General features: G+C 52.2%; 12 protein-coding genes. 7 read left to right on the top strand and 5 right to left on the bottom strand.

The window, feature by feature from the left end; translation table 11 throughout:
• Together IQ268_RS30350 and IQ268_RS30345 are read left to right on the top strand one after the other, a co-directional pair.
• Positions 1-1,949, top strand: a 1,949-nt coding sequence (locus IQ268_RS30350; RefSeq protein WP_193886936.1) for a M48 family metalloprotease, incomplete at its 5' end; no start/stop codon positions are given.
• A 720-nt stretch (positions 1,950-2,669) separates the two neighbouring features.
• On the top strand, positions 2,670-3,137 hold the full coding sequence (locus IQ268_RS30345; RefSeq protein ID WP_193886934.1) for an RNA-binding protein: 468 nt from the start codon (positions 2,670-2,672) through the stop codon (positions 3,135-3,137).
• Between the two features lie 140 nt (positions 3,138-3,277).
• Here the strand turns inward: IQ268_RS30345 and IQ268_RS30340 are convergent, their stop codons facing one another.
• Positions 3,278-5,695 carry an ATP-dependent helicase gene (locus tag IQ268_RS30340; RefSeq protein WP_193886938.1) on the bottom strand — a complete coding sequence of 806 codons (2,418 nt, stop codon included), beginning with the start codon at positions 5,693-5,695 and terminating at the stop codon, positions 3,278-3,280.
• A gap of 146 nt (positions 5,696-5,841) precedes the next feature.
• Here IQ268_RS30340 and IQ268_RS30335 point away from each other — a divergent pair, with 146 nt between their 5' ends.
• Together IQ268_RS30335 and IQ268_RS30330 are read left to right on the top strand one after the other, a co-directional pair.
• A complete protein-coding gene (locus IQ268_RS30335) occupies positions 5,842-7,281 on the top strand; it encodes a DUF2079 domain-containing protein (RefSeq protein WP_193886932.1) in 1,440 nt (479 codons plus the stop codon).
• A 29-nt stretch (positions 7,282-7,310) separates the two neighbouring features.
• A complete protein-coding gene (locus IQ268_RS30330) occupies positions 7,311-9,026 on the top strand; it encodes a glycosyltransferase family 39 protein (protein WP_193886930.1) in 1,716 nt (571 codons plus the stop codon).
• A gap of 47 nt (positions 9,027-9,073) precedes the next feature.
• On the opposite strand, the gene IQ268_RS30325 is transcribed toward IQ268_RS30330, so the two are convergent.
• The 4 genes from IQ268_RS30325 to IQ268_RS30310 form a co-directional block, all read right to left on the bottom strand.
• Positions 9,074-10,180 (bottom strand): RuBisCO accumulation factor 1, encoded by a 1,107-nt coding sequence (locus IQ268_RS30325; protein ID WP_193886928.1) that lies wholly within the window; start codon positions 10,178-10,180, stop codon positions 9,074-9,076.
• A 139-nt stretch (positions 10,181-10,319) separates the two neighbouring features.
• Positions 10,320-10,748 (bottom strand): hypothetical protein, encoded by a 429-nt coding sequence (locus IQ268_RS30320; protein ID WP_193886926.1) that lies wholly within the window; start codon positions 10,746-10,748, stop codon positions 10,320-10,322.
• Between the two features lie 573 nt (positions 10,749-11,321).
• Positions 11,322-11,972 (bottom strand): ligase-associated DNA damage response endonuclease PdeM, encoded by a 651-nt coding sequence (pdeM, locus tag IQ268_RS30315; protein WP_193886923.1) that lies wholly within the window; start codon positions 11,970-11,972, stop codon positions 11,322-11,324.
• A 48-nt stretch (positions 11,973-12,020) separates the two neighbouring features.
• A complete protein-coding gene (locus IQ268_RS30310) occupies positions 12,021-14,471 on the bottom strand; it encodes a ligase-associated DNA damage response DEXH box helicase (protein WP_193886921.1) in 2,451 nt (816 codons plus the stop codon).
• Between the two features lie 358 nt (positions 14,472-14,829).
• On the opposite strand from IQ268_RS30310, the gene IQ268_RS30305 reads away from it, so the two are divergent.
• The 3 genes from IQ268_RS30305 to IQ268_RS30295 all read left to right on the top strand — a co-directional run.
• The gene (locus IQ268_RS30305; protein WP_193886919.1) at positions 14,830-14,994 is read left to right on the top strand and encodes a hypothetical protein; all 165 of its coding nucleotides are present in this window, start codon (positions 14,830-14,832) and stop codon (positions 14,992-14,994) included.
• Complete coding sequence (locus tag IQ268_RS30300) at positions 14,991-15,509, top strand: phage tail protein (RefSeq protein ID WP_193886916.1); 519 nt, start codon at positions 14,991-14,993, stop codon at positions 15,507-15,509. The genes IQ268_RS30305 and IQ268_RS30300 overlap by 4 nt, the downstream gene beginning before the upstream one ends.
• A 22-nt stretch (positions 15,510-15,531) precedes the next feature.
• The coding region (locus IQ268_RS30295; protein ID WP_228035863.1) for a hypothetical protein at positions 15,532-16,061 on the top strand (530 nt) is incomplete at its 3' end.

Raw genomic sequence — 16,061 nt, 5'->3', positions numbered from 1 at the left:
AGAAAGATCCTGTTCGCGGCTCCAGGGAAACCTCTGCATCCGAACTAGACAACCCGTTTACGTTTCCGATGGAAGCGGCTGAACCAGAACAGGTGTCCAACCCTCTCACAGCAGAGAGTCTAATTTCCCCAACGGTGGTAGGCACCAGCTCTACACCCGCGACAGCATCAAACACCTCGTCGCCACTGCAATGGCAACAGGCAGGACGAGCGCAAAAGTGGACGATGTTGGGAGCAGTGAACATGGTTAAATTCTGGTCAGTACAGGCTGTGACAGCGATCGCCCTCGTTGTTGTCGTCTCATTGCTGCTGCGCCCCATCGTAGGATTGAGCAATTTTATTTTTGATAGACTGCCCTTCCCCATCGATTTGAGTTATTTCGTGTTGGAAAACGGCATTCCTTTGTGGATCATTGCCATTGGTCTGGCTGCATTACTGGCCGTTTCTCCCTGGTTGCTAGACGCGATTTTGCAGCGGTTCTATCATCTGCAACCCTTCAGGCTAGACGACCTCAGCCCCTACAGTTCTGAAACCACTCGAATGCTCAAGCGAGTCTGCGGACAGCGGCGGTATCCTCTCCCCACATTAGGACTGCTGCCAACGTCGGCTCCGATCGCCCTCACCTACGGCGGCTTGCCGCAAACTGCGCGGATCGTTGTCAGCCAGGGGCTCCTAAACCAACTAAATGAGGACGAAATTGCCGCTAGTTATGCGGGTGAACTAAGCCACATCATTCATTGGGATTTTGCCTTAATTACGCTGGTTACACTAACCGCACTGCTGCCGCACTTAGCCTATACGCAGGTTGCCGCCTGGGGCGATCGCCAATCCGATCGGGTATTGCAATCGATCGCAACCATTGCCGCCGCTGTATGCTATGGAGCATATCGGTTCTGCCGTTATCCCGGCCTGTGGCTGTCTCGCTTGCGGCTGTATCATAGCGATCGCACCGCCACTGAAATTACAGGCAACCCCAATGGCTTAACCCGTGCCCTACTCAAGGTAGCGCTCGGCCTGCTAAACGATATCCAACAGCAACAACAGACTAGCGCCCTGCTAGAAAGCCTCGATCTGTTCATTCCGGTTGGACATCAAACAGCCCTGGCTTCGGGCAGCGTGTTTCAGCAGCATCCCACCTCAGACGTATTGGAATGGGAGCGCAGCAACCCCTACCGCCACTGGCTAGCCGCCAACCATGCCCATGCTCCGTTGGGCGATCGCCTTCATGTATTAACGCTATATGCTCGCCGTTGGCACTTGCCAACCGAATTAAAGTGGCATACTCCCCCATCACCCCCTGCTTCTGGTCGGCAGCGGCGGCAGTTCTTCCTGCACATCGCCCCCCTTTTAGGACTTCTGCTGGGACTGGGATTAACCCTGGTTCTGCGGTTAGTAGGCGGTGTTGCTGGTCAGTTTGAGGTTAGAGCGCTGAGCTGGCTGTGGTGGGATGAGACAATTCTACAGGGGTGCCTGTTGATGGGTTTTAGTGTAGGCACCTTTTTGCAGATCAACCCGTTCTTTCCCGATATCAAAGCCTCTAATCTGCAAATTGAACCCTCTCTAGTGCAGTTGGCTCTTCCAGCCGCCACCATGCCCAGTGAGAGCCAACCTGTGCGGTTGCGCGGCAAACTCATAGGGAGACGCGGCATTGCTGGCTGGCTCAACCAAGACCTGATACTTCAAACCAACACAGGCGACATTAAACTGCATTACACCTCTCAGTTTGGCTTTATTGGCAACCTACTGCCCCAGCGGTTTCGCCCACAGGACTTTTCTAGAAGTGTCGTTACAGTCACCGGTTGGTATCGTCGGGGGGTTATTCCCTGGGTCGATGTAGACACGATTCAGTCCCAGCGGGGAAACACAATTAAAGGGGAGCACCCTCTGTTGCTAACCTATTTGGCGGTAGCAACAGGGCTACTCAGCGCTTATGTCATTTTGCAAGGATGAAACCAACTGAGTTGGCGATCGTCTAGTTAGGATGTACGCCCTTGGACGGTGTTTTTTAAGCACCGTTCCAGAGAGCATTTTGGGAAAGACAAAGTGAGTCGAACTCCCTGAGAACCTCTCGAAATGTAAAAAAAGATTGCGACTTTGTCCAATTATGTGTTACATTTCTTTACAGAAACAGGTTGATCCAGGCCAGACTCGTTCCAGAGCCGGATTTAAAGCTGAGCATAGGTTTGATGTCTTGGTATCAGGTGATTTCCTCCCAACACAGCAAGTTAAGTCAGCCTTCAACAGAGGGCTGACTTTTATTCACGAATTTGTGTTAGCAATGGGTTGAAGAAACTACCTCTTGGGGCAGGGTTGTACCTACAAAGAATGAAATCTTTAATTTCAACTAGCCCCTGGTTCAACGCCGTGATACCTTAGTGATTGGCACGAAACATGCTACAGCCACGGAATCGACAAGTAACAGTTCGCCTTCATGTCCCAGCGACCCTCGAAAAACGCCGAAGATGGTTCGACTAATTAGGTTTTTCAATCCTGAACATGAAGTGTCTTGTAGAAGGTTTTACACAGTAGATGTAAATATCGTCTTGTTGACATTGGAGAGAGCCTTTGGGGTTCTTCGTTTTTTTCGTGGGTCTACAATCTGTTTTAGCCAGCACCAAAACGCGGTTTATAAGCTAGCTTATCTGATTTAATTCGGAGGTATCTCGTTTCATGTCTATTCGTCTCTATGTAGGCAATCTGCCAAAAGAGCTGGAGCGCAAAGAGTTGGAAACTGTGTTCGCCGAATTTGACGACACAGTTTCCACCAAAGTCATTACCGATCGCAAGACCGGGAAGTGTCGCGGGTTTGGTTTCGTTACCGTTAAAAGCGATGAGCAAGCCGACGAGCTTATCGAAAAGTTTAATGGGTTCGTGATTAGAGATAGCGCCATCAAGATTGAGAAAGCGTTGCCTCGCTCCAAGGGTAAGGAAGACGGAGCGCAAGGAGACGAAGCGCCTAGCGCTGTGTCTACGGCTCCTGCTCCTACCACCCGTCGCAGCGGTGGCGGCAAAGGCGGCAGCAAAGCCAAGGGTGCCCGGTCATCAGGAGATTCAGATTCAGTCCAACCCGATCCGCGTTGGGCACAGGATCTAGAAAAGCTCAAGCAAATGCTTTCGGCGCAAACGGCTAACTCCTGAGGCTTAGTCTGCCGTTGGCTGCGGTTCTACGGTCATTTGGATTGCCTGAGGTCAGGTGAAATTAATCAGGGTGCCTGCCAAAACAAAGATAGGGGCTATAAGTCCTTATTGGTGTTCTGGCAGGCATTTATGTAGGCGGCTTAAGGGTGGTGTAAAAACTGTTGCCGGAGTGCAAGCAGCGCCGGACAAATGGCTCTGTCATCTAGATTGTCTGGTTTACTCCAGGTGAACGGTGCTTTGTTTGCAGCCGACATCCACAGCAACCGTTTGGCTCGGGTCATCGCTACATACAGCAAACGGTATTCTTCGGCAGTTTTCAGGTAGCCAGCACGCCGCCAGGCATCCTCGGTGTTGGGTAGGGGAAATTCGTGGTGGATGCTGGCACGAATTTGGGCACGTGCCACTTCTGCTAGCGTAAACTCTCCCAAAAATTTGGCCTGGGGCGGAACCCACGGACTACCGGGAAGAACATGTTCGTGCAGGAAGGGAATAAAGACATAGTCCCAATCTAGCCCTTTGGCTTTGTGCATCGTGATGATGGTCAACTGCCCCGGTCGCGTGTAACGGGCTTCTGGATCGTCGGTTTCAACGGGTTCAAATCGCTCAGACCTCACGATTTCGCTCAACGCCTCTAGTGTAGAAGCCATTGATGGACTACCAGCCGTTTCCTGGGCGACGCGAGCGGCGAGCTTGTCTGCGGTTGCCAATTCGGACTGGTCGTATTTTAGGGTTAGCGCCAGAAACGGGATGAGCTGATATTGCGGTAACTCCAGGTGGGCACGCAGCAGACTGGTGCAGTAGCGGCGGGCACGCTGCACGGGTTCGGCTTGCGGTGGGTCAAGCGGACCGGGGTACAAAAACTGCTCGGGCAGGCTGGCCAGACTGTTCAGATCTTGGGTAGGAATAAGCTGGCGATCGACCAACACCTTCAACGCCGCTTTGAGGTAGTCGGGCGAGTGGGGCCGATCGAGAAATTGCAGCATCGCCAGTGCTTCGGCTGGAACATGCGAGTGGCGATCGCGCTCTCCAACATCGTAAATTTGAATACCATGCTGCTCAAGGTTCACGTCAATTCCGAACTGCTCCGGATAGCGCCATACGTCTGCCAAAAATCGACCCTGCCGATTTTCCCGCACCAGAACAGCGGCTCGTCCCTGGGGATGGCGGTCAAATACCTCAACCACCCGCCGACCAATTAACTCTGCCGTATGGTAAATATCGCGCGGAAATCGCAGTTCCAGTCCTTCTCCTTCGGGGCTGGGGTTGGCATCCGCCTGCGGATCGTTCAACGCTACTGGATGGATATTTTGGGCGCGAAACGGCAGGGATAGGGTTGTGGCAAGCGGCGGTGCTGCCAGGGATAAGGACGACTGTTTTTGCTGGGACTGGGGAACCGAGGCGCGGTAGCGATGGTTGACCCACTTCAGCACAAAATTAGCAGCATCAATAATGATCTGAGAACTGCGCCCCGCCTGATCCATTTCGGCCAGTCGGTTTTGGGCCTCACAGGATTCGCAAAACTCGCGGAAGAAGATCGGATCTGCCGGGGTAAAGGTTGAGTTAATGGCCTGGTTAGGATCGCCCACCCGAACGAGATTGTGCTGCGGCGGGTTCGCCGGATCGGCGGCCAGAATTTCTAACAGCCGGGTCTGTAACGGCGATGAGTCCTGCGCTTCATCTTCAAACACGGCAAAGGTTTGCGCCTGCCACAGTTGGCGAGTGGGTTCATCTTCCAGCACACGCAGCGCTGCCAGAATCATGTCGTCGTAGTCAATAAAGCCTCGCAGCCGCAGCAGTGCTTGATACTGCTCGTATAGCCCGGCTGCGATCGCCAAAACATTATAATCAATGCCATTTTCTGCCACCCGAACATTGCCGTCCTGGCTCAGCTTCATTAGATCGGAGGGCTGCAAGCCAGAGCTTTTGGCTTCGTGGATCACGGTATAGGCTAGATCCGGCAATACTTCGGTTCGCAGAACAGACTGGCGGCGCAACCGTTCCGTTTCTTCCCCATCAAACTGTCGCCCTTCCAGCAGTTGTTGATAGGCGTATGGATTTGCCGTCATCCACTGTTCAACACAGGTGCGAATCAGGCGATGGCTCTGATTGGGCGATACCAGAGTCAGGCGATCGAAATTTAGTCCCGATCCGTCCGGATGGCGGGTGGCAATGTTAAGCGCCAGTCCGTGCAGGGTGTGAACAGCAAACCCAGTAGAGGGTAAGGATAACTCCCGCAAATACTGCCGCACCTTGGTTTTGAGGTTAGCAACTGCCGAGCGGGTAAAGGTCACTAGAATCAGTTGCCCCTGAACCGATGGCTGCCGCTGCCGTTTGGCTAACAGAATAGCAGCGGCGATCGCCATCCCGGTCGATTTACCCGACCCAGGTACCGCCGAAACGGCTAGTGGGCCACCGTCCCAATCGGCCATGCGTTGTTGCCCCGGTCGCAAACTGTTTCGCAATCGCGCCATCGCTTGCTCAAGCTGTTCCAGTTGCAGTGCGGTCGGTTGCCCAATGGGTACGAGAGAATGATTGGAGTCTGTGGGTGTCTCTAGCATGGGGTTGCATGACTGGAAGGTGTAGTCTGGGGAAGCGGTGGGCGACCCACCTCCCATAGAATGGGGTCATCGTTTCAGGATACGATGCTTGCACTTTTAAATAATGTTGCCCTTCAATTCAGGACGACGGTTGCCATTGCACTTTCATGTCTAACTCAACTCAACATTCAAACTCGTCCCACAAGAGAGGGTTTGGAGCCAGCCCCTTTTCCAGCACTCATCCTCTGGTCTGGCTGATTGGCGGGAGTACCCTAATCTTATTCATTTGCAGCAGCGTTCGTCATTTTCTGCTATTTTCGACCGCCTTTGATTTGGGAATTTTTGACCAGGCTCTTTATCTTCTGAGTCAGGATTTGCCCCCGATCCCTTCCATTCGGGGCATCCACATTTTGGGCGATCATGCCGCCTGGATCTTCTACCCGCTTGCCCTGCTGTATAAGGTTTACCCGGATGTACACTGGCTATTTTTGATTCAGGCATTGGGGCTATCTCTGGCTGCATTACCCCTGTGGGCGTTGGTGCGGCAGGCTGGCCTGAACCACCGGGCCGCCGTTACCCTGGTGCTGACCTATTTGCTCTATCCCCTTGTGTTTAATGTCAATCTGTTTGATTTCCATCCAGAGGTATTAGCGCCAGTGGCCTTGCTTGGCGCTGTTCTGGCCGCTAGAGCAAACCGCATTGGCTGGTTTTCGCTGGCGATCGTCTTTGTATTAAGCCTGAAAGCCGTTTTAGCTCTGTCGGTTGCGGCAATGGGGTTCTGGCTGTTGGTGTTCGAGCAAAAGCGAGTCTGTGGCGCGATCGCCCTCATCGCCGGGATGGGCTGGTTTCTGATTGCAGCCGAATGGATTATTCCCGCATTTAGTGGTAAAGAAGCGGCAGCGGTGGGGCGGTACGATGACCTAGGAGGATCGCCGTTGCAGATTGCTCAAAATTTAGTTTTGCATCCTGCTATTCTGCTCACCAAGTTATTCACCCTGGCTAATCTGCAATATGTTGGGCTATTAGTCCTTCCTGTGCTGTGGGGGCTGTCTCCTCATCACCTGGCTCCGCTGATTGGGGCATTTCCCATTGTTTTCCTCAATTTAGTCACGGATTACACCGGACAAAAGGATTTAGTGCATCAATATTCGGTAGCGGTCATGCCGTTTTTAATGCTGGCTGTTCTGTCTGCAATGGCGGCAAACGCAGGATGGCTGCGTCGTCAGCGGTGGATTGTGGCATGGTCATTGATTGCGTTCCTGAGTCTGGCGAAGTACGGCAAACTGGTGAGCTATTTCAGCGAGACAGACTCTCTGTGGGCAACCCGCGAGGCGATCGCTGCCATTCAAACCCAGGATGGTGTGTTAACCGACAACCAGCTCGCTCCCCAGGTGAGCCATCGTCCGGTTGTTCAACTGTTAAAACCCAAGATCTTGAAGACGAGCCTGGCCGACGTTCGATATGTGTTACTTAACCTCGATCATCCGTGGTCTGGTACCGCTGAGCTAGCCAAACGAGCGGTTCGGCAATTGCAAACCAATCCCGAATTTGAATTAAGCTATCACCGCGATCGGGTATTTTTGTTTGTCAAGAAAGGGGTAGGTTGAGAAGGGGTTTATCACGGATGGGGCTGCCGATGGCTGTTAAGCGACCTATCGTTCACTATGCTGGGTTGACTGCAATTCTGCTATTGGGGGCGGCACTGCGGTTTTGGCAGCTAGACAGCAAACCGCTCTGGCTAGATGAAGTGATTACCGCTTTAATCAGTTTGGGACATAGCTATCAGGATGTGCCGCTGGATACCTTCTTTCCATTGACGGCGATCGACCAGATTTTTGTGTTTCAACCCGGTGTCAGTTGTGCCCAAATTACGCAAACAGTGATCACCGAATCGGTTCACCCCCCACTTTTTTTCTGTTTGCTTTACCGCTGGCTGGATTGGCTGCGCCCAAATATGCAGCAATGGGTGTGGGCACTGCGATCGCTGCCTGCCCTGTTTGGTGTGGGAGCGATCGGGGCGATCTATGGGCTAAACCGCATAGCCTTTACGCCAGCGACGGGGTTAATGGCAGCCGCACTGATGGCGGTGTCTCCGTTTGCGGTTTATCTTTCACAGGAAGCACGTCACTACACCTTACCCATGCTGTTGATTAGCCTGTCGCTCACAATACTGGTGCGCTTACAGCAGGGGATAGAACAGCAAACGCGATCGCGCCCCTGGTGGCTGATCTGGGTGGTGATCAGTGCGATCGGACTCTATGTGCATTACTTCATGGCGTTGGCTGTAGTAGCGCAGCTTTTAGCCCTGGGCAGTTGGATGAGCTGGCAACGTCATCAAACTCATCTGCGTCACTGGCTAGAGATGGGAGGGGCGATCGCGCTGCTGGGACTGACCTATGTTCCCTGGCTGCCCACCATGCTGCACCATTTCAGCCGTCCTGAAACGGACTGGCTTAGACCCCACGACCCAGGCTGGCTCGATCGAATTGCGCCGTTGTATCAAACCGTTGTGGGATGGGTGCTGATGCTGATTGCGCTGCCCATTGAAGCACAACCGCTGGCGATCGCCCTGCCGGCAGCGGTGCTGATAGCAGGCTTCGTCGTTGGCTTAACTCCCCACCTGTATCGCGGAGTCAAACAGCGCTGGCAAGAGCCATCAAGCCGTTCCCCGCTCCTGTTGCTGGCCGGATTCACCGGATATGTGCTGCTTCAGTTTTGGGCGATCGTTTACCTGCTCGACAAAGACATCACCGCTGTGCCTCGCTATAACTTTGTCTATTATCCCGGTATGGCTGCTTTATTGGGCGCAGTTTTAGGTTCGCCTTACCCTGCGGGCAAGAAAGCCATTTCTCGATGGTTCCGCTGGCGAGTGCAGGCGATCGTCGTTTGCGTCGGCATTGTCAGCAGTTTAATCGTGGGCTACGGTCTCGCCTTCCAGAAAGGCTACTATCCCCACCGGATTGCCAGCAACATGTATCTTGCCCCCTCCACACCGCTGGCTGTCGCTATGAGCTACGAGTCACTTCAAGACGTGGCGCTGGGTCTGAGCGTTGCCCTGGAACTGCACCAGCAGTATCCAGTCATCACCGATGAGACACCCTTTCGCTTTGCCTTTTTGCAGCGTCACACCAGCTACAGGCAAGTATGGCAAGATTTGGCGAGTTTACCCCAACCGCTGCCACTGCCGCTGAATTTATGGATCGCGGCTCCCGGTCTGCGAGCCAAACAATTTCCGGAGCAATTGAGGCTATCCCAGCCAACCGGCGATCGCCCCAAAGCCCGTTGTGCGATCGATCGCGCCCACTACCACCGCATTGGCTTTCCCTATCAGCTCTACCGCTGCCGACCCTGACCCCAACTGACCCAAACACTGACCCAAACAGCGATAGGGCGATCGCCCTATTCATCAATCTGCCAGATCTCGGTTGTGTACTCTTCATCCAACACTTTCTTAGGCCGCAGAATCAGCACCACCTGCCCCAGCAGCGACAGGTTAGGAAGTTCGTCGAACCACCTGATTTCAAGATGCCCGTCCTGTTCCACCAGGAAGTAGCTGTCAGCATGCCATTGGCGGGCGGCGCGATCGACCAACACCAATACATCCTCTGGCTTACCCGGAAGCGGATCGGGATCGGGCAACTCGGCACTACTGGCCAAAATCACGACTGGATCGTCTGCCTTGAGAACCACTTGCCAGCCCGGAATGGGCACCCAGGCTCCCGCGCCGGAGAATTTCACCATCCGAAAAGAGCCTTCTTCCACCACCAGAGGTACCGACTTTAAATCGTCCAGCGTTAACGGCAGCTTGCCAACCACGGGCAGCACTCTTGGTAAATCTTCTTCTGAATCAAGCCGATAAAACGGCAGACGGGGAACCGGACGGGTACGCGCAACGGTGAAGTCGGTCAGCAGGGTTTCGACTTTTTGACGGGCGCTGTCGCTGTGGGCAAACCGCAGGGCTTGAGCAATCAAACGAGAGCGAGCCTGCAAATCAGACTGTTGCCGCGCTTGATTCCAGTAGCGATAGGCGATCGCATCCCCTGGCGTTTGGGTAAAGCCCTCGGGCACAGCCGATAGCCGCGCAAAATCTTGTAGAGCTTTGGCAACCTCATGCGCCGCAGCGGCATCCAGTCCTTTTTCTACCACCAAGGTGGCGGCGGCGACGCGATCAGCCTGGGTTAGAATGCGAAATTCATACAACGTATCGCTACCGCTTTCCTCAAACCGCGATCGCACCGCATCTGAAATGCCTACCCCCAGCATGGAGTGAAACACCTGAGCTGCCACGATAATCTGGTTCTGCTGAATGGGTTCAAACCCCGTCTCTTCAAAAATCTGTTGCGGTGTATATCCTGCTTTTTGCAATTGCTGACAGGCCGTTCCCCAATCAGCCCAGGTGCCCTCTTTACGACGGAGCGATTGCAACAGCGCTTCTGTATCTAGCTCTGGTGCTGGCGAGTGATTGGGAGATTTAGGGTCAGACGGTTCGGGTGGTAAGGTAGTCATAATCAAACGAGCTAAACGTGCAGAGAAAGAGGATTGAGACAATTGCTCAGCCAAACAAACTGTAGCGCGATTCCAGACGGGAATCACCACTGCGCTGTTGAACGAGCGTGGGTTCAATGCGGCTCTGCCTGTCGCTGTTTCAGGAACTTTGTTGCAATAGCTGCTTGTGATATTGGTGGATTAACGGTGTTTCACAATGAATCGTGTGGAACACGGCTTCTTCTTCGTTAAGCAACCAGATTTCTAAGCTGCGGCCTCCCAAAACTCGCCAAACGCGCGAATCAATTCCAGGGCAGGTCTGTTGGCTAATCAGTTGTTGATTGAGCACATCTTCAACGTTGAGCTGTACGATCGCCGGATTCGAGACTTGCAAGCCAACCTGAAGTTTATCGCTCTGCCAGCGTACCCCATGAAACTGCAAACCCGTTAGCGGTAGCGTTTGGTAATAGTTGCTAGCCCATCGCACCACAGGAGACGGATCGTAGGACGTTAGCAGAATACTGCCCGGCGGCTTCGAGGCACGACAGTTGGATAGGAGTAAGAGTGCAGCTAAAACAATTTCCTTCATAAAGAGTTTAAAGGTACTCCCCTTAGAATGCCCTAACTACAAAGTTGCCTTGCTAAATGAAACGATCGCTTTACATCACGACGCGATCGCACCTTCAAGAGACAATGACACGTTCATCCATCAATTTCAGCCATTCGTCGATTCACATCAGGGATGGCTAAAGCAAGAGCGATGAAGATCGGCAACCGATTCAGGTTCCTCCATTCATTTATCGTTATGGTTTGTACAAGTTCTTTACAAGAGGTAGAGATGCACACAGAACCGGAGTCTGTTCAATAGGCAATGACCTTTGAAGCAGTTCGTCTGAGATTCTATTTAAGCATGTCGCTGATAGCAATCGAGTTATGAACGTTACAGAGATTTAAGCAACACCGCTTTTACAGCAGTTCTCAATCGAGTCAGCCACAGTCTCGCTAAGATGGGTGTGGGGTGTAGGGTTTAAGGCGTAGTGAATGCAAATGAAAATGGCTGTAAGGGTGGGATGTAGCATAGGCGCTTCAAGTGCCATTAGTATTGGCTAACACAATCCCGTGTGTTTGAGCAACCCTGGCTTGCTGCCTGAATGGGAACGGCTCAACGGCTCAACGGTATCACTGCGTTCTCTACTATTACATAAGCCGTAGAATGATGAGTCAACCGAACCTCGTACCCTCCTGTAAAGTCGCCAAAAGAGGGAAGTGTCAGTTGGTTTAGTTGCCTGTCGTGGAAAAAGCAAGGCAACCGCAGATCGTCCAGCTTGGTGCGAAGTCGTACACAGGGATGAACATGGCCGCAGATGTTTAAGCTGCTTGTCGGCGGTTCTGGTTCGTGGCTGAACCGGATGTTTCCGAGCTGAATGGGTGTGGTACTACAACTGATGGAATGATTGCCTGAGGCTTTAACCAGGGGGCGATCGTGGTTGCCTACAATGAGTTGAACAGCTACATTACTGGTTCTCAAAAACTGATTCCACGGCTCCAAAACCTCGCTCACCAACGCCAACCGGGAATGAAATAAGTCTCCTAAAATCATTAACTGCTGCGGCTGAACGGTGGAGCAAAGCGTTTGCAATCGATGCAGCGTTGCCTGGTTAACAGCATTGGCGATCGGAATTCCTGCGGCTTGAAACGTTTCGGCTTTGCCTAAATGGATATCAGCCACTAACAGCATATTCAACTCTTTGATAAAAACTGCCTTTTCTGGTAGCAACTGAAGGTTAACTCCCAGGAGGTTAATATCATGCATGGCGATCGTTGAACATCCACAGATCAATAAGGTAATGTATGAAATAGCTCATTTGTCGTCCCACATCTGCTTCATTCGTTCAATTCGGTCTAGCAACGTTTCGTTAGACAATCGCGAGCTGAGCCGTTCCACCAAAAGCGGAAATGCTAATGGAGACGGGCGCTTAGTCACTCTCCAAACCACTTTTAACGATTGAAGGCGTGCCAAGGTATTTGCTAAACGATGGAATTCTAACTGGTGTTCAATGACTTCTCGCTCGGCCTGTTTCAATAGTAAATTATTGGGTTCATACTTTGAGAACACCTCATAGATTAGCGATGAACTGACCTGAAGTTGACCCGCCGTTTTCTTGGCAGAAGGATATCCTTTGAACACCAGGCCAGCCACTTGAGCAATGCTGCGAAATCGGCGCTGAGTTAGCTCGGAAATGTTCATGCTGGCTTTAATGTCGTCATACAATGATTTCAGTTCAAAGAAAGTATCTGAAAAGAGATCGTAAAACGGATAGTTTTTAGGTGCCAAAATTTCAAATCCATAGTCATTGACTGAGATGGCGAGGGTCGTTTTCTTTTGATTTGCAAAGCGATACCCCCACAAAAAACCTAACCCTTCATGGACAAAGCGACCTGCAAACGGGAACACATAAAGATGTTGACCTTCGCGCGTTTGACACACTTCAATGAGCAGTTCATTGGTAGCAGGCAGATGGGATAGTCGCTGTTGTGCCGTCAGGATGGGACGGATACAGTTCAACTCACGATTGAGAGCGTTATCTTGCTGAGCCGTTTCAATTTCGTGACGTAGATGAGTACTGAGCGAGTCTGAAATTGTTAAATTACCGCCGCCCCAGCTTGGAGTTACCGTTGATTTCTGAGTGGTTCCTTTGACATAGGCCACCATGTCCTTCATCATGAAAAATTCGAGTTGCCGACCAGCAAAGAAAAAGACATCGCCCTTCTTCAGGCGGGAGACAAACGTTTCTTCGACGGTGCCAATTTCTTTGCGATTGGTATAAACGACGCGAACCGCTTGATGAGAGGCGATCGTCCCAATTCCCATGCGGTGCATTCTGGCAATCTGCGGTTCAGTCACTTGGTAGCTCCCGTCTATTAACCCCACTTTCTTGTAGCGAGGATAAGCTCCCAAACACTGACCGCCGCTTTCAATGAATTCTAAAATCCAGGCAAATTCATCATTGGTCAGGGTGGAATACGAGACGGTTTGGCGCAACGTTTGCAGGGTTTCGTCTGGCTTAAATCCGTCACCACAGGCCAGCGTAATTAAATGTTGAATTAAGACATCATACGGTTTCTGTAACGGCGATCGGCTTTCAATATCTCCCGCTTTTAACCCATTGCGAAACGCTGAAATTTCCAGCAGTTCCAGGGCATTGGTTGGCAGAAATAGCACCTCCGACCGTCCTTCGGGCACATGAGCCGATCGCCCGGCTCGTTGCAGCAAGCGAGCCAGGTTTTTGGCACTGCCAATTTGGACGACTTGTTCAACTGGCTGAAAATCAACACCCAAATCTAGAGAGGATGTACAAACAACCCACTTAACCTGTCCTGCCTTTAACCCCGCTTCGATCGCCTCTCTGGCTTTAACATCAATAGAGCCGTGGTGGAGCGCAATTCGATCGCCATGATCGGGCATGGCAAACAGCAACGCCTGATACCACCGTTCCGCTTGCGATCGCGTATTGGTAAAAATGAGCGTAGACGTATTGATATCCAACGCCTCTACCAGCGTTTCAAACAGCCGCAACCCCAGGTGCCCAGCCCAGGGAAAACTGTCCACCGAAGCGGGTAAGATGCTTTTGATGATGGTTTCACGCTTGAGATGAGATTGAATAATCACAGGTTCATGGTTCAACCCAACCGCGACTTGAGCCGCTTCCTGCACATTCCCCAACGTGGCTGAAACCGCCCATGTCTGCACGGTGGGCTGCAACTCTCGCAAGCGAGATAAGCAGAGTTCAGTCTGCGTGCCCCGTTTAGAACTGAGCAACTCATGCCATTCATCAATGATCACCAGTCGCAATGACTCAAACCGCTGTTTTGCATCTTGATAGGAAAGCATCAGCGCCAGTGATTCTGGTGTAGTAATTAAGAGATCCGGCATGGTTTTAAGCTGCCGAGTTTTGCGCGATGAACTGGTATCCCCGGTGCGTGACTCTACCCGCAGCTTCCAACCCATTTCCTGAATGGGTCGCAGAATCGATTGTTCAATGTCGCGCGACAATGCCCGCAATGGGGTGATGTAAAGCAATTGCAGCCCCTTGCTGGGCGTGTGCAGCATGTCTGCGATCGCCCCCATCACCGCAGCGTAGGTTTTACCTGCCCCTGTTGGCACCTGAATCATGCCGCTTTTGCCAGAGAGATAGGCGTTCCACGTCTCCAGTTGAAACGGTAAGGGTTGCCATCCCTGAGTTTTGAACCAGTGGACTATGGGTTGAAGAGAGGGGCGATCGCTCACGGATGGGGCGCTTGTTTTAGGCATACTCGATCGACCGAAACAGCTTCAAAATCAGGGCAGCTAGGTACATTTAACCTCAGCCAGTCTTCCTACATTATCCCTGAAGACGAACGAGAGTTGAGGACTTACAGCCATTTGCATTCACCACGCCTTAAACCCTACACCCCACCCACATCTTGGCGAGACTGTGGCTAACTCGATTGAGAACTGCTATAAACCAGGCCGCTTTAGTCAGAGATGACCCATCCAGACAAATCTAGACTTTTGGCTACTACAGAATTAAGCCAGGCTGCTTTAGCTTTAAAAATCAGAACGGCCAACTATCTATCTCAAGCCAATCCATCTCAAGCCAATCCATCTCAAGCCAATCCATCTCAAGCCAATGCCATCCTCCGCATCATCTCAGCCGCTGGCAGCCACAACCAGCAAAGCCCTCACCGATCCAAAGCTGTTGGATCAATTGACGGAGCGGGTGTATACCCTGCTGCAAGAAGAAATCCGCCAGCAACATGAGCTTAGCCATTATAGAAGCGGCAGGGGCTTATGACTAACGGCAACCGCACGCTAAATTACGTTACCACCAATCGCTTCTATATCGAAGTTGGAGGGACGATCGCGGCAGAATTTACAGAATGCTCTGGCATCAGCGTTCAAGTCAAAAAAGAAGTGTATTTTGAGGGTGGTGTCAACGAACAGCAGCGCATCCGGTTGGGACACGCTGAATTTGCCGATGTCACCCTCAAGCGAGGCATAACCGATAATATGGGGTTCTGGGAATGGACCAGCCAGGTGTTTACGGAAGGAACCAACCAGGGGGGAGGCAAAACCAGCCGACACAACGTCAATATTTTGGTGTTCGACCAGAGCGGCAAGATCATGCAAAGCTGGACGCTGATTGGCGCAGTACCTGTTGCCTGGAAGGTACCTGCCCTCCAGGCCAGCGGTAATACCGTCGTCATTGAAGAATTGACGTTGGCCTATGAGGGGTTAAAGGTTGGTAATACATCTGGCGGAGGCCGCGAAGCGCTGGTACGCAGCAATAGTTACTTCCCTAGCGCCTAGTTTTTGCCCAATGGTGTAACCCATGCAACGCCTTCAGACTCCCCTTGGTCTTCAATCTCCTTTACTCGGCTCTCCCCACCGTTTGGGATGTACCCGTCCCGTGTTGCATCGTTCGTTGTTGATTCCATTGACGCAGCACCAGACAGGTATGCCACTGGTGACGGCAAAACAGTTGATGCTAGGCACGTTAACTCCACTGGTTCAAGCGTCGCACTTCCTATCTGCTTCCAATCATTTGTCGCTGAACGAGTGGGACTTCGAACTGCCGCCGATTGAACCCGCCTTTGCTGCCATCCCAGACGAGGAACCACTCCAGTTTGAGGCAGAGTTTGAAGCAGAGGATGAGCGATCCGAAGATGACCTCCCTGAAGCAGCGGTTTCGTTCATTGAACAGCCTGAGCCGTTCGATCGCCCCTCTATTCCAGCCAGCACAGCAACCCTAGCGTCACAGATCCCAGCACCACAGCCCCCACAGCCATCCCAGGCGAAAACAGCCCGGACTCGACAGCGCCATCCGAAGCAACAACACCCGTCCATTGTCGAACCATCTAC

The organism is Oculatella sp. LEGE 06141, assembly GCF_015207605.1.
GTDB lineage: Bacteria > Cyanobacteriota > Cyanobacteriia > Elainellales > Elainellaceae > Oculatella.
This window is presented reverse-complemented; position numbering and strand designations above follow the sequence as displayed.

Excerpts from the sequence above, each read along its gene's own strand:
- IQ268_RS30345 (WP_193886934.1), top strand. The coding sequence starts at position 2,670 with ATGTCTATTCGTCTCTATGTAGGCAATCTGCCAAAAGAGCTGGAGCGC.
- IQ268_RS30325 (WP_193886928.1), bottom strand. The coding sequence starts at position 10,180 with ATGACTACCTTACCACCCGAACCGTCTGACCCTAAATCTCCCAATCAC.
- IQ268_RS30320 (WP_193886926.1), bottom strand. The coding sequence starts at position 10,748 with ATGAAGGAAATTGTTTTAGCTGCACTCTTACTCCTATCCAACTGTCGT.
- pdeM (WP_193886923.1), bottom strand. The coding sequence starts at position 11,972 with ATGCATGATATTAACCTCCTGGGAGTTAACCTTCAGTTGCTACCAGAA.
- IQ268_RS30300 (WP_193886916.1), top strand. The coding sequence starts at position 14,991 with ATGACTAACGGCAACCGCACGCTAAATTACGTTACCACCAATCGCTTC.
- IQ268_RS30335 (WP_193886932.1), top strand. The coding sequence starts at position 5,842 with ATGTCTAACTCAACTCAACATTCAAACTCGTCCCACAAGAGAGGGTTT.
- IQ268_RS30330 (WP_193886930.1), top strand. The coding sequence starts at position 7,311 with ATGGCTGTTAAGCGACCTATCGTTCACTATGCTGGGTTGACTGCAATT.
- IQ268_RS30310 (WP_193886921.1), bottom strand. The coding sequence starts at position 14,471 with ATGCCTAAAACAAGCGCCCCATCCGTGAGCGATCGCCCCTCTCTTCAA.
- IQ268_RS30305 (WP_193886919.1), top strand. The coding sequence starts at position 14,830 with ATGCCATCCTCCGCATCATCTCAGCCGCTGGCAGCCACAACCAGCAAA.
- IQ268_RS30340 (WP_193886938.1), bottom strand. The coding sequence starts at position 5,695 with ATGCTAGAGACACCCACAGACTCCAATCATTCTCTCGTACCCATTGGG.